General features: G+C 72.0%; 19 protein-coding genes and 2 tRNA genes. 15 read left to right on the top strand and 6 right to left on the bottom strand.

Annotated features, from left to right (window positions below; translation table 11 throughout):
- Positions 1–102: 102 nt before the first annotated feature.
- The 11 genes from ACTWPW_RS19025 (at position 103) to ACTWPW_RS18975 (ending at position 6763) form a co-directional block, all read left to right on the top strand.
- Complete coding sequence (locus ACTWPW_RS19025) at positions 103–1065, top strand: GH25 family lysozyme (protein WP_375114678.1); 963 nt, start codon at positions 103–105, stop codon at positions 1063–1065.
- A 43-nt stretch (positions 1066–1108) separates the two neighbouring features.
- A complete protein-coding gene (locus ACTWPW_RS19020) occupies positions 1109–1630 on the top strand; it encodes a C40 family peptidase (protein ID WP_443169444.1) in 522 nt (173 codons plus the stop codon).
- An 85-nt stretch (positions 1631–1715) separates the two neighbouring features.
- Positions 1716–1946 (top strand): transposase, encoded by a 231-nt coding sequence (locus ACTWPW_RS19015; RefSeq protein WP_364127574.1) that lies wholly within the window; start codon positions 1716–1718, stop codon positions 1944–1946.
- A gap of 39 nt (positions 1947–1985) precedes the next feature.
- Positions 1986–2058, top strand: a tRNA-Thr gene (locus ACTWPW_RS19010).
- A gap of 264 nt (positions 2059–2322) precedes the next feature.
- A tRNA-Met gene (locus ACTWPW_RS19005) sits at positions 2323–2396 on the top strand.
- Between the two features lie 71 nt (positions 2397–2467).
- On the top strand, positions 2468–2632 hold the full coding sequence (rpmG, locus tag ACTWPW_RS19000; RefSeq protein ID WP_019632658.1) for a 50S ribosomal protein L33: 165 nt from the start codon (positions 2468–2470) through the stop codon (positions 2630–2632).
- Positions 2633–2848: 216 nt separating this feature from the next.
- Positions 2849–3298 carry a MaoC family dehydratase N-terminal domain-containing protein gene (locus tag ACTWPW_RS18995; RefSeq protein WP_364127572.1) on the top strand — a complete coding sequence of 150 codons (450 nt, stop codon included), beginning with the start codon at positions 2849–2851 and terminating at the stop codon, positions 3296–3298.
- Between the two features lies 1 nt (position 3299).
- Entirely contained in the window at positions 3300–3728 is a 429-nt protein-coding gene (locus ACTWPW_RS18990) for a MaoC family dehydratase (RefSeq protein ID WP_364127570.1), read from the top strand.
- Between the two features lie 100 nt (positions 3729–3828).
- Positions 3829–4920, top strand: coding sequence for a hypothetical protein (locus ACTWPW_RS18985; protein WP_443169443.1), 1092 nt, complete (start codon positions 3829–3831; stop codon positions 4918–4920).
- 11 nt (positions 4921–4931) lie between these two features.
- On the top strand, positions 4932–5969 hold the full coding sequence (locus ACTWPW_RS18980) for a UDP-N-acetylmuramate dehydrogenase (RefSeq protein ID WP_375114797.1): 1038 nt from the start codon (positions 4932–4934) through the stop codon (positions 5967–5969).
- Between the two features lie 227 nt (positions 5970–6196).
- Complete coding sequence (locus tag ACTWPW_RS18975) at positions 6197–6763, top strand: TMEM165/GDT1 family protein (RefSeq protein WP_375114798.1); 567 nt, start codon at positions 6197–6199, stop codon at positions 6761–6763.
- An 11-nt stretch (positions 6764–6774) separates the two neighbouring features.
- On the opposite strand, the gene ACTWPW_RS18970 is transcribed toward ACTWPW_RS18975, so the two are convergent.
- Positions 6775–9627, bottom strand: a complete 2853-nt coding sequence (locus ACTWPW_RS18970) for an ATP-binding protein (protein ID WP_443169442.1) — start codon at positions 9625–9627, stop codon at positions 6775–6777.
- A 101-nt stretch (positions 9628–9728) separates the two neighbouring features.
- On the bottom strand, positions 9729–9875 hold the full coding sequence (locus ACTWPW_RS18965) for a hypothetical protein (protein ID WP_375114800.1): 147 nt from the start codon (positions 9873–9875) through the stop codon (positions 9729–9731).
- Positions 9876–10094: 219 nt separating this feature from the next.
- Here ACTWPW_RS18965 and deoC point away from each other — a divergent pair, with 219 nt between their 5' ends.
- The 3 genes from deoC (at position 10095) to ACTWPW_RS18950 (ending at position 13471) form a co-directional block, all read left to right on the top strand.
- Positions 10095–11024, top strand: coding sequence for a deoxyribose-phosphate aldolase (gene deoC / locus ACTWPW_RS18960; protein ID WP_375114801.1), 930 nt, complete (start codon positions 10095–10097; stop codon positions 11022–11024).
- A 3-nt stretch (positions 11025–11027) separates the two neighbouring features.
- The gene (locus ACTWPW_RS18955) at positions 11028–12446 is read left to right on the top strand and encodes an aldehyde dehydrogenase family protein (RefSeq protein ID WP_443169441.1); all 1419 of its coding nucleotides are present in this window, start codon (positions 11028–11030) and stop codon (positions 12444–12446) included.
- Between the two features lie 152 nt (positions 12447–12598).
- Positions 12599–13471: an aldehyde dehydrogenase family protein gene (locus ACTWPW_RS18950; protein WP_443169440.1), complete on the top strand. Its 873-nt coding sequence runs from the start codon at positions 12599–12601 to the stop codon at positions 13469–13471.
- Positions 13472–13515: 44 nt separating this feature from the next.
- On the opposite strand, the gene ACTWPW_RS18945 is transcribed toward ACTWPW_RS18950, so the two are convergent.
- Positions 13516–14832: an FAD-binding oxidoreductase gene (locus ACTWPW_RS18945; RefSeq protein ID WP_443169439.1), complete on the bottom strand. Its 1317-nt coding sequence runs from the start codon at positions 14830–14832 to the stop codon at positions 13516–13518.
- A gap of 97 nt (positions 14833–14929) precedes the next feature.
- Positions 14930–16372 (bottom strand): amidase, encoded by a 1443-nt coding sequence (locus tag ACTWPW_RS18940; protein ID WP_443169438.1) that lies wholly within the window; start codon positions 16370–16372, stop codon positions 14930–14932.
- 56 nt (positions 16373–16428) lie between these two features.
- Between ACTWPW_RS18940 and ACTWPW_RS18935 the strand changes: the two genes are divergently transcribed.
- The gene (locus tag ACTWPW_RS18935; protein ID WP_375114806.1) at positions 16429–17607 is read left to right on the top strand and encodes a threonine synthase; all 1179 of its coding nucleotides are present in this window, start codon (positions 16429–16431) and stop codon (positions 17605–17607) included.
- 63 nt (positions 17608–17670) lie between these two features.
- Here ACTWPW_RS18935 and ACTWPW_RS18930 read toward each other — a convergent pair whose 3' ends face one another.
- Positions 17671–20166 carry an ATP-dependent RNA helicase gene (locus ACTWPW_RS18930; protein ID WP_443169437.1) on the bottom strand — a complete coding sequence of 832 codons (2496 nt, stop codon included), beginning with the start codon at positions 20164–20166 and terminating at the stop codon, positions 17671–17673.
- Complete coding sequence (locus ACTWPW_RS18925; RefSeq protein ID WP_375114808.1) at positions 20153–20491, bottom strand: ArsR/SmtB family transcription factor; 339 nt, start codon at positions 20489–20491, stop codon at positions 20153–20155. The genes ACTWPW_RS18930 and ACTWPW_RS18925 overlap by 14 nt, the downstream gene beginning before the upstream one ends.
- Positions 20492–20507: the final 16 nt, after the last annotated feature.

Below are 20507 nucleotides of genomic sequence, written 5' to 3'. Positions count from 1 at the left end.
AAAAGCGGTGGATATTTCTGGGCTTGCGGAATTGTGCGTAACTCCGCAATGATCTCCGGCGTGAAACGTCTGTTGTTATTTGCGGTAATTGCTATGGTCGGTATGACCGGGGTCGCCGAGGCGGCCGATGGAGTACCCGGGGTGGACGTCAGCAACTGGACCGGCGACATCGACTGGCAGGGCGTGGCCTCCGGGGGCGGGAAGTTCGCGTTCGTGCACGCCACCGAGGGGACGAACTACCGCAACCCCCGTTTCGAAGCCCAGTATGGCGGTGCCGCCGCGGCCGGCCTGATCCGCGGCGCGTATCACTTTGCGCAACCGCACGAATCCGATGGGACAACTCAGGCCGACTATTTCCTCCAGAACGGCGGCAACTGGGTCAGCGACGGCCAAACGCTGCCGGGTGTGCTCGATATCGAGGACAACCCGTACAAGGACAAGAACGGAAAGAACAACTGTTACGGCCTGTCCGTCGGGGACATGGTCACCTGGCTCCAGGACTTCACCAAGAAGTACCGGGCGGCGACCGGCCGGCACGCGATCATCTACACCACGACGAGCTGGTGGCAGACCTGCACGGGCGACTCCACCAAGTTCAGGTCCAACCCGCTCTGGCTGGCCCGCTGGGGCACCGAGCCGGGCGAGCTGCCGAAGAGCTGGAAGAAGCACACGTTCTGGCAGTCGGCCGAGAAGGGCCCGCTGGTCGGCGGCGGGAACGCGTTTAACGGCTCGGAGTCCCAGCTCAAGTCGCTGGCCAACCCGCCCGCCGAGGTGAAGGTGTCCGGCGCGGCCAGGAGCAGGAAGGCCTACACCGTCACGATCTCCAACACCGGGCCGCACCCGGTCAAGGACGTCAAGGTGTCGGGACGGGCGTTCGGCGGGCAGCGCGTGGTGCGGGCGCCGGGGTGCAAGTACAGCGGCACGGCGGTGTCGTGCCGGATCGGGGAGCTGCCGCGCGGGGAGAAGGTGACGTTCACGTTCACCACCAAGCCCAGGAAGACGAAGGGCACCGTGGGCATGTATGTGACGGTCGGTTCGGTGAAACTCACCCTCAAAGCGGGATAAGGCAGGATGAATCCCAGGGGCCCGAGCTTTGAGGGGGTGCGGGATGAAGCGCCGGTTAACCGTGGCAGTAGCGCTGCTCCTGCTGACCGCCACGGCTTCCGTGCCCCTGGGCCTGCCGGCGCCGCCCCTGATCGTGCGGCTCGCGTACGAGATCGAGCAGCGCGGGATCGTGTACTCGTGGGGCGGCGGCCACAGCTCGGACCCCGGCCCGTCCAAGGGGACGTGCAGGGGCTACAGGGGGAAGATCAGGCCCTGCCCGGCCGCCAGGACGCGCGGGCTGGACTGCTCGGGGTTCGCGCGGTGGGTGTACGCGCTGGCGCACGGCGAGGACGTGCTGGGGCCCGGGAACACCGACGACCACGTGCGGAAGATGCGCCGGGTCTCCTCGGCCAGGCCCGGGGACCTGGTGTTCTTCGGGAAGGTCACGAAGAGGTCCGTCAGGACCCACCACGTGGGCATCTACCTGGGCGCGGGGAAGATGATGAACGCGCCCGAGACCGGGGCCGTCGTGCGCATCGACGACATCGCGGGGAAGAAGGGTTTCGCGGGGTTCTACCGGTACTGAGGTTCCGACTCGTACCGATTCGGTATGCCTGTAACGCGTGTGGCGTGGCAGAAATTGAGAGACCCCACGGCTAATCTGTGCCGCTATGGACAGGCGATGGGTCGGTCTCGACGGCTACGAGGTCGTGGGCGCCGTGCGGGCCGGGCGGCAGGTGCTGCGGGTGCGCAGGAACGGGTGGCTGGTCGCCGACTGCACCTCTGTGGCGGAGGTGGCCAGGCACGTCGATCTGGCCGATCTGTGCGAGGTGATCGATCTTCCCGCGCGGCGGCCGGCGGAGGTGCCGCCGGGGGCCAGAACGAGTTCGCATCATCGCTGAGTGCCGTGTATGGTTACACCTGTCCGCAGCGCCGGACAGGCCCCTATAGCTCAGTCGGCAGAGCGTCTCCATGGTAAGGAGAAGGTCAACGGTTCGATTCCGTTTGGGGGCTCGCATCCTGCAGAGAAGACGCCCGGTCCAAGAGTCTTGGAGCCGGGCGTTCGCTGTTGCGGGCGGCTGTGTGGGGGTTCGCGGTGGATGTTGCCCGCTGCTACGCTGATGTCCCGCATGGAGGCGGCAGACGGGGCTGTCGCTTATTGATTTCGGTTGTCGGGGGTTCCTGAGGCATACTGGGAGCACCCCACCCGATCGGGTGAGTTACGAATGTGCTCACGGTGTCGGGTATCCTCTACGGGCCGGGTCGTTCCGGCTCAAAGGCGGAGTAGCTCAGTCAGGCAGAGCAAACGGCTCATAATCGTTGTGTCGCCGGTTCAAGTCCGGCCTCCGCTACTGCCCAATCCCAGGTCCACCGGCCTGGGTACGGGCGTGTCCATGTCCCGAACGTAGAAAGGCACTCCCAAGTGGCTGCCACAGACGTTAGGCCGAAGATCACGCTGGCCTGCCAGGAGTGCAAGCACCGCAACTACATCACGCGGAAGAACCGGCGCAACGACCCGGATCGGCTTGAGCTGAAGAAGTACTGCCCCAACTGCCGCTGCCACCGCGCGCACCGCGAGACCCGCTAGGTTCTCCGGGCAGGGCTTCTGCCCCACATCCTCCATATCGCACAACCGGCGTCCCCACGCAGGGCGCCGGTTCGTCGTGTCTGTCCCCCTGCCGGGCCCGGCGGACGGGGGCCTGATCCGCGCCCTGGCAAAGAGCACGCCATGACCGGCGACAGCCGAACCTTGTTCTGTTAGCGTCGGCCTCAGCAGCGCTGGGACGGACGCGAGGGAGCATTGATGGCCTTGAACCGTGACTTCGTGGGCAGAACCTACCCGCCGAGTTCTCCTTACGAGGTGAGCCGGGTGAAGATCAGGGAGTTCGCCGCCGCGATCGGCGACCACAACCCGCTCTACCGCGACAGGGAGGCCGCCCAGGCGGCCGGCTACCCCGACGTGATCGCGCCGCCCACGTTCCCCATCGTGTTCAGCCTGCAGGCCGGTGGCGAGGCGCTGGTCGACCCCGACCTGGGGCTGAACCTCGCCATGGTGGTCCACGGCGAGCAGCGTTTCGAGTACGCCCGCCCCATCCACGCCGGTGACGAGCTGGTCGCGACCGCCACGATCACCGACATCCGCACCGCCGGCCGCAACGAGCTGCTGACCGTCAGGAGTGACGTGTCCACGGTCGAGGGCGAGCCGGTGTGCGTCACGTACAACACGATCGTCGAGCGTGGAGGGGCCGGCTGAGATGACCGCCACGGTGAAGTACGACCAGGTCGAGGTCGGGCAGGAGATCCCGGCCGTGGACTACGACGTGCGCAGGCTCAACCTGGTGATGTACGCCGGAGCCTCGGGGGATTTCAACCAGATCCACTGGAACGAGCGTTTCGCCAGGATGGTCGGGCTGCCCGACGTGATCGCGCACGGCATGTACACGATGGCGCAGGCCGGGCGGTTCGTCACCGACTGGGCGGGCGACCCCGGCGCGGTGGTGGACTTCGGGGTGCGGTTCTCGTCGATGGTGGTCGTGCCCGACGACGATCAGGGCGCCACGATCTCGGTCAGCGGGGTGGTGGAGGAGAAGCTCGAGGACAAGAGGGTGGTCATCGGGCTCACCGCCAGGTCGGGCGACGCGCGCGTGCTGTCGAAGGCCAGGGCGGTGGTCCAGCTCTCCTGAGCCGGATGATATGGCGGGCGGCTCGCGGGTAGCGCGTGTCCGTATGAGTGATGCTGCGCGCAGGGTCTGGCCCACGGTTCGATCGATCCCCGTCTCCGCCGTGACCGATGGCAAGCCCCCGGGGCGGCTGCGGCCCGCGCGGGCCGAGCAGGTGGCGGGTGGCTCGGGCACCGGGCGCGACACGACGGGCGGCCCGCCGGTCGCCGGGACGGGCGCCCCGGCGGGTGGCCCGGCGACCGGGGTCGGCACGGCCGGGGCCCGGTCACGTGGCACCCGCGCCGGCGGAGCGCACGCCAGCTTGAACCCCGCCGCCGAGCTGGGCTTCTCCGGCGACCCTGGGCAGCACGGCGACCCGGGGTACGGCATGCTGCACGCCCAGCGCGTCTGGGACGGCACGCTGGCCACCAACCGCCTCGACGACCTGGGCGTCAACACCGAGCGGCAGCGCGTGGAGACCAAGGACGTCACGGTCAGCGTGGGCCTGCTCGTGGACGGCTGGCCGGAGGACGTCAGGGCGTGCCTGCAGTCGGTGATCGACCACACCGGGGCGCGGGTGCTCGCCCTCGACCTGGGCAACGTGGACGGGGCCGGCGAGGTGCTGGACGAGCTGTGCGAGCGGCACCCGGAGCGGATCGCCGGCTGGCACGTGGCCGAGGCGCCGCACTGGCGGGGCGGCACGGCGACCTGGGGCGAGAGCCGGGGCAAGCTGCTGCGGCTGGACGAGGCCGAGGTGCACGTGCTGATGGAGACGAACGTGGTCCTGCGTGGCGACGCCCTGACCCCGCTGGTCGCGGCGGTGGTGGAGGGCGCGATGGCGGCCGGCTGGAAGGGCGTGGAGGCGGCCGACGGCGGCGCGGCGCGGACCAGTGTGGGCGTGATTCCGGAGTGGCGGGAAGGGCCCGGCGGCACGGGGCCCGAGTGGCGGACGGCGGGCCCCGGGAAGGTGCTGGCGCTGGTCGGGGAGCTCATCGCCGTACGCAGGGCACAGGCGATCGGCGCGTTGCCCGAGGACGCCTGCTACGGCCGGTACGCAGATCTGGAGCTCTCGCTGGCCCTGCCCGGCGACCTGGTCGTGCCCCACGAGCCGCTGCCCGTGGCGCTGCTGGGCCGGCACGACGTCTCCTCCGCCTACTCGGACCGGGAGTCCCGGCGCAACTATGACGGGGTGCTGCGCATGCTGCGCGCCTCATAAGCTAGTTGCTCATGGAGATGCTCGCGCCGTACACCACGTTGCGCCTGGGCGGGCCCGCCCGCGACTTCGCCGAGGCGACCTCGGCGGAGCAGCTCGTGTCCCTGATCGCCGAGGCCGACCGGAAGGCCGTGCCCACGCTGGTGCTCGGCGGGGGCAGCAACGTGGTCGTGTCCGACGAGGGGTTCGACGGGCTGGTCATCAGGGTCGCCACCGAGGGCCTGGCCGTCTCGCGCGACGGCGAGCAGGCCGTCGTGACGGTCGAGGCGGGTGAGGACTGGGACCGGCTGGTGGTCCGCGCGGTGGCCGAGGGCTGGTCGGGCATCGAGTGCATGTCCGGCGTGCCGGGTCTGGTGGGCTCGACGCCGATCCAGAACGTCGGCGCCTACGGGCAGGAGGTGTCCCAGACCATCAGGTGCGTGCGGGCCTACGACCGGCTCACCAGGCACGTGGTGGACCTGGAGGCGCGGCAGTGCGGGTTCTCCTACCGCGACAGCGTCTTCAAGCGCGACCTGGCGCGATATGTAGTGCTGGCGGTGACGTACGCGCTGGACATCTCGGAGCTGTCCGGTCCGGTGGTCTACGACGAGCTGGCCAGGCGGCTGGGCACCGAGGCGGGCGGCCGGGTGCCGCTCGACCGGGCCCGGGAGGCCGTCCTGGGGCTGCGGCGGGGCAAGGGCATGGTGCTCGACCCGGCCGATCCCGACACCCGCAGCGCGGGCTCGTTCTTCACCAACCCGGTCCTCACGCCGGCGGAGGCCGAGGAGCTGGCCGTCCGCGCTCCCGGGCATCCGCGCTGGGAGCTGCCCGGCGGGATGGTCAAGGTGCCCGCGGCGTGGCTGATCGAGCAGGCGGGCTACCCGAAGGGCTACGAGCGCGGCCCCGTACGCATCTCGACCAAGCACACCCTCGCCCTCACCAACCCGGCCGAGCGCGCCACCACCGGCGACCTGCTGGCCCTGGCCAGGGAGGTGCGTGACGGGGTGCGCGAGAAGTTCGGGGTCACGCTGGTCAACGAGCCGGTGCTGGTGGGCTGCACCCTTGGGGAATAGGCACCCTGCTGGGGCTGTTATGGTGTTCTGGAATTACCGAAGGGGAGTAGTCCCAATCGCGTGATCGACACACTGGCGCTTCGGCGCCCGGTCGCGCGGGCCTCATACGGGCGGACGAGACCTTCGGCCTGGCAGTCATGTGACAAAGACGCTGCCGGGCCGAAGTCGTGCCCGAAAAACTCCCCGGGTGCCTGCTTCCGGCCTGGTCGCGCGGAAGAGGACCCCCTTTGGAAGCGTTCTGGATCAGCCTTGTCGCCATCTTCGTGGCGGAGCTCGGCGACAAGAGCCAGCTCATGGCGATGACGTTCGCCACCCGTTTCAAGACCTGGACCGTGATTCTGGGCATCACGATCGCGACGACGGTCGTGCACCTGCTCAGCGTCGCGGTGGGCGGCCTGATCGGCGACGCGCTCCCGACGACGGCGATCTCCGTCGTGGCCGGCCTCGCCTTCATCGGCTTCGCCGCGTGGACGCTCCGCGGTGACGAGCTGACCGAGGAGGAGTCGCGCAAGGCCCAGCGCACGACCAGAAACGCCCTGATCGCGGTGACCGTGGCGTTCTTCCTGAGCGAGCTGGGCGACAAGACCATGCTGGCCACCATCACGCTGGCCACCCAGCACGGCTGGGTGGGCACCTGGATCGGCTCCACGGTCGGCATGGTGGCGGCAGACGCGCTGGCCATCCTGGTCGGGCGGCTGCTGGGCCGGCACCTCCCCGAGCGGATCATCAAGTACGGCGCCGCGGCCGGATTCGCCATCTTCGGTGTGGTGCTGCTGGGTGAGGCCCTCCTCTAGGACAGCAGCGACTAGGACAGCAGCGACAGGCGGTGGGCGGCCGCGGCCGCCTCGCCCCGCGTGGTGACGCCCAGCTTGGCCAGGATGTTGGACACGTGGACGCTCACCGTCTTCGCCGAGATGAACAGCTCGGCCGCGATGTCCCGGTTGGTACGTCCCTGCGTCACCAGTCGCAGCACCTCCAGCTCGCGCGGCGTCAGCAGCTCCGACGGCTCCTGCGCCGGTTGGAGGCCGCCCACCCGGCGCGACAGAACCTCGATCTCCTCCACCAGCGGGGTCGCGCGCAGCGCCCGCGCCAGCGGGAGCGCCGCCTTCAGCCGGGTCGCCGCGCCCTCCCGATCGCCGCACCGCGCGGCGGCCGTGGCCGCCCGCAGCAGGGCCTTGGCCTGGTTGTGCGGGCGCCTGAGCCGCTCCCAGGCCGCCGCCGCGGCGTCGAAGTCGCCGGAGTACGACAGCCGGTACGCCTCCACGACCGGCCCGATGACCGACAGCTCGGCGGCCACCTCCGCGGCGTGCCCGCGCACCGCCGCGGTCCGCTCCGGCTCGACGTCCTCGGCGGCGTCGCAGACCGTGCGGAGCAGGGAGAGCAGCCGCCAGCCGAGCATGGCCTTGCTCGACTGCTTGGGGTAGGAGAGCACGCGTTCGGCCTCGCCCAGCGCCGCTCCCGGCTCGCCCCTGGTCAGGTACCAGCCGATGCGCAGGCGGGCGTTGCTGATGATGTCCTGGACGAACTCCTGGGGGCGTTCCTTGAACACCCCGATCTCGGCCAGGATGGCCTCGACCAGCTGCAGCTCGCCCCTGGCCAGCGCGATGTCGGCGCGGACGCGCAGCAGGGAGTACCTGGTGCGCAGGACGGGGCCGTGGCTGAGCGCCATGTCGACGACCTCGATGGCCTCGTCCCAGCGGCCGAGCGCGTCGAGCACCTCGGCCCAGTTGTTCAGGATGAACAGGCCGCTGCCGCGCAACCGGCCGTACTGCTTGGCGATCCGCCAGCCGTCCTCCGCCATGCGCAGCGCCTCGTCCGCGCGGCCCATGTCGATGAGCACGTCGATGGTGTTGCCCATGGCCCGGGTGGTCAGGCGGCCGGACCCCTCGCTCCGGCCGATCTCCAGCGCCTGCTCGTTGATGGCGATCGTGGTCTCGAGCCGCCCGTTGAGCGAGTGTCCGAGTGCCAGGTTCAGCAGCAGGTCGCCTTCGAGGCAGCGCTCGCCGTGCTCCCTGACCCAGCGCAGGCCCTCGGCGATGAGCTCGCCGGCCTCGTCGATCTCGCCTCTCAGCATCAGGTGGCGGCTCAGCGGCATGACGACCTCGGCCCAGTCGAGGCTGTCGTCGGGCACGAGCCGCAGCGCGTGCCTGAGGTCGTCGATGACGCCGATCTGGCCCTTGGAGTTCTTGAACGCCGCCCGGCGCGCGATGAGCTGGGCCACCCGCGCCGGCTCCTGGGCCTCGTCCAGCTCGGACAGGGCCGCCTTGACGAACTTGACGCCCTTGTCCACGTCACCGCCGGCGTTGGCGGCCTCGGAGGCCCGCTCCAGCACGCCGGTGTGGTCGGTGCCGATGAGCTCGGCGGCGTCGGGCACCCGGTCCCAGAGCATGAGCACGCGTTCGAGCAGCGGGAGGGCCTCGGTGTACGCGAACGCCTTGTACGACTTGCGCGCCGCCTCCCAGGCGGAGATCAGGGCCCAGCGGTCGTCGCGGGCGCCGTACCAGTGGTGTGCCAGCTCGACGGCGGCGCGGCCGGGCGGGACGAGCTCGCGGTCCTTGGAGATCTCCTCGGCGAACCTGGCGTGCAGGCGCTGGTGCTCGCCCGGCAGGAGCTCGTCGTGGACGGCCTCGCGGATGAGGGAGTGCCTGAAGACGTAGGCCCGGTTGTCGGCGATCTGCAGCACGTTGCCGGCGATGGCCGGGCGCAGCGCGGTCTCCAGCTCGACGTCGGACAGGCCGCTAACGGCGGCCAGGAGCGCGTGGCCCACCCGGATGCCACCGGCGGCGGCCACGCGCAGCACGCGCTGGGTCTCCTCGGGCAGCCGCTCGACGGAGCTGAGGATCAGGTCCTGCATGGACTCGGGGAACGTGCACTCGTCGCCGCTGTCCAGCATGGCCTCGACGAAGAGCGGGATGCCCTCGCTGCGCTCGTAGACCTTCTCGACCTTGGCGTATTCGGGGGTCTTGCCGAGGATCGCGGTCATCTGCTGGGCGACCTCGTCCCGCGACAGGCGGGGCAGGTCGAGCCGGTGCACGCCGTGGACCCGGCCCAGCTCGGCCAGCACCGGCCTGAGCGGGTGCTGGCGGTGCAGGTCGTCGGAGCGGTAGGTCATGACGATCAGCACCTGCGGGGCGTGCAGGTTGCGGCTGAGGAAGGCGATGAGGTCGCGGCTGGAGCGGTCGGCCCAGTGGATGTCCTCGATGACGAGGATGGTGGGGCGGCTGTCCGCGAGGCGTTCCAGCAGGGTGAGGAACTGCTCGAAGAGGCGGGCGCGGCCGGTGTCGGTCTCGCCGTCGCCGCTGGGCTCGCCGAACTCGGGCAGCAGCCGCGCGAGGTCGCGCTCGGCGCCGTCGGGCAGCAGCCCGGCGATGGCGGCCGGGCCGTGCTCCCTGACGAGCTGCCGGAGCGCGGCGGTGAACGGCGCGTACGCCAGGCCCTCGGTCGACAGCTCCACGCAGCCCCCGAACAGCACGTGGGCGCCGCCGGCCGTACAGTGCTCGGCGAAGCGCTGGACGAGCCGGGTCTTGCCGACTCCTGCCTCGCCTCCGAGCAGGACGGCCGTCACCGTGCCTTTTCGGGCCTCGTCGAAACTTTCAGAGAGAGCCGCCAGCTCCTCTTCCCGCCCGACGAAGACGGGACTGACAGATCGTCCCCGCATGTCATCCAGCATGTCATGCCACATCCGATGCTTACGACGGATTTATGGGGGTATTGAGGCCCGGCCACGAAGGAGATTGTGGCCGGGCTCTCTTGGGGCGGTCATGAGGAACGGCGCTTGCCGAAGAAGGAGCGGCGCTCGGCCTTGTTCCCCTTCTGGGCCTCCCGTACGCGGCGGTGCTCGGCGGCGGCCTTGCGCAGTTCGCTCGCCTGGTTCTTCATGAGCTCGTATTCGATCTCGGGATGCATCTTTTTCTCCTGCGATTTCGTGCTTCTTCCTGACACCTTTAAGACTCGGGCTAAGGCCCGGCCCGGCGCATCGGGTGGATGCCTTATCTCCGGGGCCTTTCACGGGCCCGAACGCCTACGGCATACCTAGGACCTGGGCTCCAATGCCCTAGGAGCGCCCTAAGGTGGTCCGGTTTGGAGGTAGAGGCCCTGGTCGGCGATGCTGTCTAGGTGTCAACTGTGACTACCTCGCTCGCGGACGTCGCCTCGTCCGACGCGGCGCTGCGAGCATTCCTGCACGGCCTGCCCGGGGTTGACCGGGTCGGCGCGGACCAGCGGGCGGCGATGCTCGGCACCCGTTCGATCAAGACCACGGCCAAGGCGCAGGCCATCGACCTGGCGATCTCCATGGTGGACCTGACGACCCTGGAAGGGGCCGACACGGCCGGCAAGGTGCGCGCGATGTGCGCCAAGGCCGTGCGGCCCGGCGGCGACGCGCCCTCGGTGGCGGCCGTCTGCGTCTATCCCGACCTGGTGGCGGTGGCCGTAGAGGCGCTGAAGGGTACGGGCGTCAAGGTGGCCTCGGTGGCCACCGCGTTCCCCAGCGGGCGCACCTCGCTGGAGGTCAAGGTGAGCGACACCGCGCTGGCGGTGGCGGCGGGCGCCGACGAGATCGACATGGTGATCGACCGCGGCGCGTTCCTGTCCGGGCAGTACATGAAGGTCTACGAGCAGATCGTCGCGGTGAAGGCGGCCTGCGGGCCGGCCCACCTGAAGGTGATCCTGGAGACCGGCGAGCTGGCCACCTACGACAACGTGCGCCGGGCGTCCTGGCTGGCGATGCTGGCCGGCGGCGACTTCATCAAGACCTCCACCGGCAAGGTGGCCCCGGCCGCGACGCCGCCGGTGACCCTGATCATGCTGGAGGCGGTGCGCGACTTCCGCGACGCGACCGGCCGCCAGGTCGGCGTGAAGCCGGCGGGCGGCATCCGCACCACCAAAGACGCCATCAAGAACCTGGTGCTGGTCAACGAGACGGTCGGCGACGACTGGCTCACCCCCGACTGGTTCCGGCTGGGCGCCTCCTCGCTGCTGAACGACCTGCTGATGCAGCGCCAGAAGCTGGCCACCGGCCGCTACGCGGGTCCCGACTACTTCACCCTGGACTAGACGATGTTCGAATATGCACCGGCCCCCGAGTCGCGCGACGTCGTTGACCTGAAGTCCTCCTACGGGCTGTTCATCAACGGTGAGTTCGTCGACGGCTCCGGCCCCTCCTTCAAGACCGTCAATCCCGCCACCGAGGAGACGCTGGCCGAGGTGGCCACGGCCTCCTCCGACGACGTGGACCGCGCCGTCCAGGCCGCGCGCAAGGCGTTCGGCGTCTGGAGCGCGCTGCCGGGCGCCGAGCGCGCGAAATACCTCTTCCGCATCGCGCGGATCATCCAGGAGCGGGCCAGGGAGCTGGCCGTCCTGGAGACGCTCGACAACGGCAAGCCGATCCGCGAGTCCCGCGACATGGACCTGCCGCTCGTGGCGGCCCACTTCTTCTACTACGCGGGCTGGGCCGACAAGCTGGAATACGGGGGGTTCGGCACGAAGCCGCTCGGCGTCGCCGGGCAGGTGATCCCGTGGAACTTCCCGCTGCTGATGCTGGCCTGGAAGATCGCGCCGGCGCTGGCCTGCGGCAACACGGTGGTGCTCAAGCCGGCCGAGACGACGCCGCTGACCGCGCTGCTGTTCGCCGACATCTGCCGCCAGGCCGACCTGCCGCCCGGCGTGGTGAACATCGTCACCGGCGCGGGCGAGACCGGCGCGGCCGTGGTGGCGCACCCCGACGTGAACAAGGTGGCCTTCACCGGCTCCACCGAGGTCGGCCGGATCATCGCCAGGACCGTCGCGGGCACCGGCAAGAAGCTCACCCTGGAGCTGGGCGGCAAGGCCGCGAACATCGTGTTCGAGGACGCCGCCATCGACCAGGCCGTGGAGGGGATCGTCAACGGGATCTTCTTCAACCAGGGCCACGTGTGCTGCGCCGGGTCGCGGCTGCTGGTGCAGGAGTCGGTCCAGGAGGAGCTGCTGGCCGCGCTCAAGCGCCGGCTGGGCACGCTGCGGCTGGGCGACCCGCTGGACAAGAACACCGACATCGGCGCGATCAACTCGGCCGAGCAGCTCGCCAAGATCCGCCGGCTCAGCGAGCTCGGCGAGTCGGAGGGGGCCGAGCGCTGGTCGCCCGCCTGCGAGCTGCCCGGCAAGGGCTTCTGGTTCCCGCCGACGCTGTTCACCGGGGTGGCGCAGTCGCACAGCATCGCCCGCGAGGAGATCTTCGGGCCGGTGCTGTCGGTGCTGAGCTTCCGCACGCCGGCCGAGGCGGTGGAGAAGGCCAACAACACGCCGTACGGGCTGTCGGCGGGGGTGTGGACCGAGAAGGGCTCGCGCATCCTGTGGATGGCCGACCGGCTGCGGGCCGGCGTGGTCTGGGCCAACACGTTCAACAAGTTCGACCCGGCCTCGCCCTTCGGCGGCTACAAGGAGTCGGGCTTCGGCCGCGAGGGCGGGCGCCACGGGCTGGAGGCCTACCTTGATGTGTGACCACCGCCGCGCCGGTCGCGGGAAACGGCGGGCCCAGGCCACCAGGGGGCACGCCTTCGCCCGGGCCGGCCGGCCCGTACGCACCGGCTGGTACGCCCACCGCTGCGGCGTGAGCCGGTGCGGGCAGGTCTTCGCGCCGGTCCAGATGTCGCATGAGTCCACGTGGAGGGGTCGGGGCGATGAGTAGGTTGTCCGTCAGAAAGACCTACAAGCTGTACATCGGAGGGGCGTTCCCGCGCTCTGAGAGTGGAAGGTCCTACCCCGTGACCTCGGCCAAGGGAGACTTCCTCGCCAACGCCTCGCGGGCCTCGCGCAAGGACGCCCGCGACGCCGTGGTGGCCGCGCGCAAGGCGTTCCCGGGCTGGTCGGGCGCGACCCCGTACAACAGGGGGCAGATCCTCTACCGCGTCGCCGAGATGCTGGAGGGGCGGCGCGCGCAGCTCGCCGAGGAGGTGGGCGGCGGCAAGCGGGCCTCGCTGGAGCAGGTGGACGCGGCCGTGGACCGGCTGGTCTGGTACGCGGGGTGGTCCGACAAGATCGCCTCGGTGCACGGGGCGGCGAACCCGGTGGCCGGGCCCTACTTCAACCTGTCCTCGCCCGAGCCGACCGGCGTGGTGGCCGTCGTGGCGCCCGCCGACCCGCTGCTCGGGCTGGTCTCGGTGGTCGCGCCGGTGATCGTGACCGGCAACACCTGCGTGGTGGTCGCCTCCGAGCCCTCGCCGCTCGCCTCGATCACCCTGGCCGAGGTCCTGGCCACCTCCGACCTGCCCGGCGGGGTCGTCAACATCCTCACCGGGCAGCAGGCCGAGCTGGCCCCGTGGCTGGCGGCGCACATGGACGTCAACGGGCTCGACCTGACCGGGGTCGCCGACGCCGACCTGGCGGTGCGCTGCGAGCAGGCGGCGGCGGAGAACCTCAAGCGGGTCCTGCGGCCCGTCCAGGAGGACTGGGCGGCCGATCCGGGGATCGGCCGCATGACGCGGTTCCTGGAGACGAAGACCGTCTGGCACCCGGTCGGCATCTGATCAACATCTGACCAGCATCTGACCACAGCGTCCCTCCGGCCCGCTCAGGCCGGGGGGATGTTGTGGTTCAGGCGGAACAGGTTCGCCGGGTCCCAGCGGGACTTCAGCTCGGTCAGGCGCTCGTAGTCGGCCGGCTCGTACGCCCTGCGCACCTCGTCGGGGCCGGCGTTCTCGCCGTACAGGAAGTTCAGCACCCGGCCGCCCGTCGCCCACGGTGACAGCGCCTCCCTGATGGCCTCGTGGACCGGGCGCAGGGCCCGCGGGTCCGTGCCGGGGGCGAGGCCGGGGGACAGGACGGCGGCGAAGTAGGCCGCGTCCCGGTGGCCCACCGAGTTGGGCGCGCCCTGGGGCTTGGCCAGCGCGCCGCCGAGGTGGCGCACCTCGATCACGCCGCGCACGCCGAGCAGCGCGTCCAGGGACTCCGGCGGGAGCTCGCGCAGCAGGGAGTGCGTGGCGAAGTAGCCGGCCGGTTCGGTGGGGTCGTTGTGGATGGCGGCCGACGCGGTGTACGGCAGCTCGCCCACCGTATCCACCAGCCGGGGGCCGATCGCCCGCAGGGGACGGACGAGTTCCTCGCCCTCCGCTACGTCCCCGGTGTACGCGATGCGGACGTGGGCCACGGTCCGGCCGCGGAAGGGCGCCGGCACCTGCTCGACGTCGGGGAAGGGGATGACGGCGATCGACGAGGTCATCTCGTCCGGCAGCGACCCGGTCCAGTCCCGCCAGGTGTGCAGGGCGGTCTCGACCAGGTCGGTCCCGAAATAGAGCGCGCCCCCGTACAACCGCTCGACCGGCACCAGGCCGATCTCCAGCGCGGTCGCCACGCCGAAGTTGCCCCGGCCGCCCACCAGCGCCCAGAACAGGTCGGGGTCGCTGTCGGGGGTGACGTGGTGGTGCTCGGCGTCGGCCGTGACGACGTCCACGGCCCGCACCTGGTCGGCGGCGTAGCCGTAGCGCCTGGCCAGCAGGCCGAGGCCACCGCCCAGCGTGTAGGAGACCGCGCCCACGACCGGGGACGAGCCGGACAGCGGGGCCAGGCCGTGGCGGGCCGCCTCCGCGATGACCTGGTCCCAGCGCACGCCGGCCTCGATCCGCGCGGTGGCGGTGGCCGGGTCGACGGTGACGGCGTTCATCCGGCCGGTGGTGATGAGCAGGCCGCCGGAGGCGGGGAGGGGCACGCCGTGCCCGGTGGCCTGGACGGCGACGGGCAGGCTCTCGGCCGCGGCGCGGGCCACCGCCTGCCGTACCTCTTCGGGGGTGGCGGCGGGGACGATCAGGTCGGGCCGGTGGGAGGAGAGGAGGTGGAAGCCGGTTCGTTCGGCGTCGTATCCGGAGTCGTTCCGGTGCAGCACAGATCGCATGATTAATCCCTCTTTACGTCTCCTTTCCAGGGTGCCGAGGCGAAACCTATAAGTCCAAGAGATAGATCTTCTGATCGTCAGAAGCGATTGTTATGGATCAGAACGAGAAGCCGGGCGGTCGGAGCGGCGGGTGGGCCGCCTGGAGCTGGGCGGCCAGGCCCAGCAGGTGGGGCTCGCCGCCGGGCGGGGCGATGAGCTGCACGCCGATGGGCAGCGCGCTGGAATGAGTGGCGAGGGGGACGGTGATGGCGGGCCAGCCGCACATGTTCCAGGCGCCGGTGGCGGGGGCGTACCGGACGTTGCTCCCCGCGTTGCGCAGGAAGCCGCGCTCGCCCCAGCGCTCGGCCTTCGGCGGGATGGCGGCCAGGGCGGGCGTGATCAGCGCGTCCGCGTCGCCGAACCACTGGTCGGCGCCGTAGCCGCTCCAGCGCTCCCGCCCGCGTACGCCGTCCAGCTTGAGCGCGCCGAGCACCCGGCCCGCGCGGGCGAGCCCCCGCGTGCGGCGCTCCAGCCGCCCGCGTTCCAGGCCCTCGGCGGCCTCGGCGGCCCTGACCAGCCAGGTCGCGATCGTGGCCGGGCCGAGCCAGGCCGGCAGCCTGCGCTCGTGCTCGACCACCGTGTGGCCGGCCAGCCGCAGCGTCTCGGCCGCCCCGCGCACCGCGGCCCGGAACTCCTTGTCCATCGGCAGGCCGGGCGGCAGCGGCTGGGGAGCGTAGGCCACCCGCAGGTCGAACGGCTCAGGGCTGGCCGGCGGCGGTTGCGGCTCCCACACCTCGTCGTCGTCCGCCCAGACCGAGCGCAGCATGCGCGGCGGGGGCTCGACCCGACGGCCGCCGCGCCACGCCTCCGCCAGCGACGGGTCCGCGGCCAGCACGGACAGCGCGAGCGCCAGGTCCGGGACGGTCGTGGCCAGCGGGCCGTTCTCGGTGAGCCGCTCCCAGTCGTTCGCCGGCGGCGGCACCAGGCCGGTGCCCGGCTTGATGGCCAGCACGCCGCAGCAGGCCGCCGGGATGCGCAGCGAGCCCATGCCGTCGTTGCCGAGCGCGAGCGGCACCATGCCCGCCGCCACGGCCGCCGCGCTGCCCGCCGACGAGCCGCCGGCCGTGCGGGAGGGGTTCCAGGGGTTGCGCACGATGCCGTACGCGCTGTCGCCGAACGCCACGAGCCCCAGCTCCGGCAGGTTCGTCAGTCCGACGACCACGGCGCCGGCCGCCCGCAGGCGGGCCACGGTCGCGTGGTCCTCGGGCGCCGGCGCGTCGGAGGTGGCGGCTGACCCGCCGCGCGTGGCCTCCCCGGCCACCTCGAGATTGTCCTTGACCGCCACCGGCACGCCGGCCAGCGGCAGGTCGGTCAGGTCGCGCCGCTTCTGCAGCAGCCGCGCCTCGTCCACGGCCTGCTCCCTGACCAGCCGGAACGCCCCTACTCTGGAATCCCGCTCCGAGATGGCGTGAAGGTGCTCCTCGACGACGGTGGCGGCCTTGACATCCCCGTGCCGGACGGCCCTCGCGATCTCGATGGCGGACCTGCCTGCCCACAACATGACTAGAGTGTGCAGCTTTTCACTCTAGGTTGCGAGGCTCGATAGGGTCGATCCACGTGAACCAACCTTCGCTTGCCCTCCGCCAGCGCTCGCTGGGCGACCCCTCGGCCGAGTTCCCGCTGTTCCCGCCACTGACGCGGGGCTGCCCCAAGACCAGCACCGCCGAGCTGGCCTATCCGCTGGAGGTCGTCTACGACTACGCGAAGGTGGATCGGGGCCTGTTCGGCCAGGAGCCGGGCCCCGACCTCGCGCGGTGGGCGCCGCTGCTGCCGCCGCTGGAGGCGCCCACGCTGGGCGAGGGCGGCACGCCGCTGGTTCGGCTCGGTGACGTCTACATCAAGGACGAGTCGCGCAACCCGACGTGGTCGCACAAGGACCGGCTCAACCGCGTCACGGTCAGCGCCGCCGTCGCGTGCGGCGCGCCGGGCGTGGTCGTGGCCTCCTCCGGCAACCACGGGGCCTCCGCCGCCGCCTACGCGGCCCGGGCCGGGCTGCCCGCGATCGTGCTGGCCTCGGCGGAGTCGCCGCCGGCCGTGCAGGCGTTCGCGCGGGCGTACGGGGCCAAGGTCGTGTCCGTCCCCGTCGAGGCGCGCTGGCCGCTGCTGCGGGAGGTCGTCGACCGGCTCGGCTACCACCCGGTCAGCAACCAGACCGTGACGCACACCGGGCACCCGTTCGGGCCCGAGGGCTACAAGACGATCGCGTACGAGCTGTTCCTGCAGCTCGGGGAGGTACCCGCGGCGGTCTTCGTGCCCACCGGATACGCCGAGCTGCTGTACGGCATCTGGAAGGGGTTCGTGGAGCTGCGGCTGCTCGGGCTGGCGGAGAAGGCGCCGCGGATGTTCTCCTGCGAGTCGGCCGCCGGCGGGCCCCATGCCAAGGCGCTGGCCACCGGGGCGCCCGCCGCGATCGTCGAGCTGGGGCCCACCGAGGCCTACAGCCTGGCGGGGCCGGTCGGCGGGCACCGGGGCGTGGCGGCCGTGCGCGACAGCGGCGGCGAGGCGGTGCTCGTGACCGACGAGGAGATGCGGCGGGCGCAGCACGACCTGGCCCGGCAGGGGATGTGGCAGGAGCTGTCGGGGGCGGCCGGGCTGGCCGGGCACCGCAGGCTGCGGCGCGACTTCGACGGGCCCGTCGTCTGCGTCGCCACCTCCAGCGGGTTCAAGGACGTGGGTGTCGGGAGCGAGCGCTATCCCGTCGTCGAGAACCCGACGCTGGACGGCCTCGTGCCGTGAGCCTCAGGGTCTGACTCAGACGCGGAGGGGCGCCGACCATGGTGAAGCCGGCGCCCCGGCCCGTCATGAGCGTCCCTTCGTCCGGCGGGTGGGCGGCGCGGTCAGCGGGTCCTCCGGCCAGGGGTGCTTGGGGTAGCGGCCGCGCATCTCCGCTCGTACGTGGCGGTAGCCGTCACGCCAGAACGAGGCCAGGTCCGCCGTGACCGCCAGCGGGCGGCCCGCGGGGGAGAGCAGGTGGACGAGCACCGGCACGCCCGCGATCCGCGGCGTCTCCTGCAGGCCGAACAGCTCCTGCAGCTTCACCGCCAGCACCGGCTGCTCGCCCGAGTAGTCCACGCGGATGTTGGAGCCGGTCGGGACCTCGATGCGCTCCGGGGCGACCTGGTCCAGGCGCTCGCTCCACGGGATCAGGCGCTTCAGCGCGCCCGCGACGTCGATGCGTTCCAGGTCGGCGCGGCGGCGGGCCCTGGACAGCTCGGGCTCCAGCCACTGGTCGGCCAGGTCGGCGAGGGCGTCCATCGGGGGCCAGGGGGCGCCGATCGCGCGGTGGCAGAACGCCAGGCGGTCGCGCAGGTTCCTGGCCTGCCCGGTCCAGGTGAGCACGTCCTCGGTGCGCAGGCCGTACAGGATGGCCTCGCGCACGTCGGCGTCCTTGAGCGGGGTGGCGGACAGCTCGATCGCGCCCAGGCGTTCGACCCTGCGGGCGGACACGTCGCCGCGGCGCCCGCCCGGCGGGACGCGCCAGCTGACCTCGTCCTCGACCGTGGTGCCGACCGCGAGCCTGGCGGTGGCCTCGTCGATGACGACGGCCTGCCTGATCCGGGCGGAGGCCGAGCCGGTGGGGCGGTCGGCGATCGCGATGGCCAGCCATTCGGCGGTCTGGAGCCTGGAGCCCTCGGCCGGCTGGGCCTGGGTGCCGGACGCCATGAGGTAGCCGCCGCCGCGCCGGCGCGCCACCCGCTCCGGAAACGCCAGCGCCACGGCCATCCCGGCCACCGCGTCACCGTTCCCGCCACCGCTGTGCCGGGAACGGGGCAGGGCGCGGCGCAGGCGGCTGGTCTCCTGGCGCCAGCGGGACGCGAAACCGGTGCCGCCGCGGCGGGCCAGCCGCCAGACCTCCACCAGGTCGTCGGGCGCGTCGCGGGGCAGCTGCTCCGACAGCAGGGCCACCACCTCGGCGGCGTCCGGGCCGAGGTCGAGCAGGGCTCTGGCCAGGCGCGGGTGCACCCCGGCCAGCACCATCCGGCGGCCCCTGTCCGTCACCTGGACGGGTCCGGCCGCGCTCTCCGGCTCCCCGGGGCCGTCGATCCCGGGCCCGCCGTCGGGCGGGGCGGGGGCGGCGGGGAGGGGCGTACGGGAGGGAGCGGGGGTGAGGGCGCCGAGGGCCGTCAGGGTGCGGGTCGCGGCGGACAGGGCGGCGGGCGGGGGCGGGTCGAGCAGGGACAGGCCCGTGGTGCCGGGAGCGCCCCAGCAGGCGGCCTGGAGGGCGAACCCCGTCAGGTCCGCGAGCGCGATCTCCGGCCGGGCGTGCTCGGCGAGGCGCGCGTGGTCGGCCGCAGACCAGCAGCGGTAGACCGTCCCGGGCGCCTCGCGGCCGGCCCGCCCCGCGCGCTGGGTGGCGGACGCCTTCGAGACCCGGACCGTGGTGAGGGAGCCGAGGCCGCGGGCGTGGTCGGTACGCGGTTCGCGGGCCAGCCCCGAGTCCACCACCACCCGCACGCCGGGCACGGTCAGGCTCGACTCGGCGACCGACGTGGCCAGCACCACCCGGCGGCCCGTCCCGGGCGACAGCACGGCGTCCTGGACGTGCGGCGGGGCCTGGCCGTGCACCTGGAGGAGCTGCTCCACCTCACCGGCCAGCATCCCGGCCACCCTGGCGATCTCGCCCACGCCGGGCAGGAAGCACAGCACGTCGCCGTCCCGTTCGGCCAGCGCCCGGCGGACGACCGAGGCCACGTGGGACAGGAACGCGGGATCGACGCGCAGGCCGTGCGGCGGGGCGACCGGGCGGGACGGCGGGGCCCAGATCGTCTCGATGGGGTGGGCGTCGCCGGTGGCCGCGACGACGGGCCCGCCGATGAGCTCGGCCCACGGCGCGGCGTCGGCGGTGGCGGAGGTGGCCAGCAGGCGCAGGTCGGGGCGGAGCGTGTCGCGTACGTCGAGGAGGAAGGCCAGCGCCGTGTCGGCGTCGAGGTGGCGCTCGTGGCACTCGTCGAGCATGACCGCGTCCACCCCGGCCAGCTCCTGGTCCCGCTGCAGGCGTTGCAGCAGCACGCCGGTGGTGACCACCTCGACCATGGGGTTCGCGCCCACGTGCCGCTCGCCCCTGATCGTGTGGCTGACGCCCATGCGGCGGGCCGCCGCGCGGACGGCCAGCCGGCGCGGCTCGGCCACCAGGACGCGCAGGCCCGTCTCGGCCAGGGCGAGCGGGACCACGGTGGTCTTGCCGGTGCCGGGCGGGGCGGTCAGCACCGCGCTGCCGTGCCGGTCGAGCGTGGCCAGCAGCTCGGGCAGGACGTGCCGGATGGGCAGCCCCGCGGCCGCGTCAGCGACCCGCATGGGCCGCGACGGGAACCCTGCGGGCGGCGGACAGGACCGTGTCGAGCAGCCCGGGGAAGCGGGCCTCCAGGTCGTCGCGGCGCAGGCTCATGTATTTCAGCCGGCCCTCCTGCTTGGTTAGGACCACGCCGGACTCGCGCAGCGTGCGGTAGTGGTGCGAGGCGGTCGACTTGTGCACGCCGAGATCGTCCCCGGCCACCGTGCACGTCATCTCCCCGGCGGCGTCGAGGCGGACGGCGATCTCCAGGCGTACGGGATCCGAGAGCGCCCGCAGGACCTCTGTGAGCTCGATGTTCTCCGTGGCTGGATGAGGTAGCAGGCGCATGGCTGAAGCCTACCTC

The sequence above is a fragment of the Nonomuraea sp. KM90 genome, assembly GCF_052246675.1.
Taxonomy (GTDB): domain Bacteria; phylum Actinomycetota; class Actinomycetes; order Streptosporangiales; family Streptosporangiaceae; genus Nonomuraea.
The sequence above is the reverse complement of the archived record's forward strand: the minus strand, read 5'-3'. Positions and strand labels throughout refer to the sequence as shown.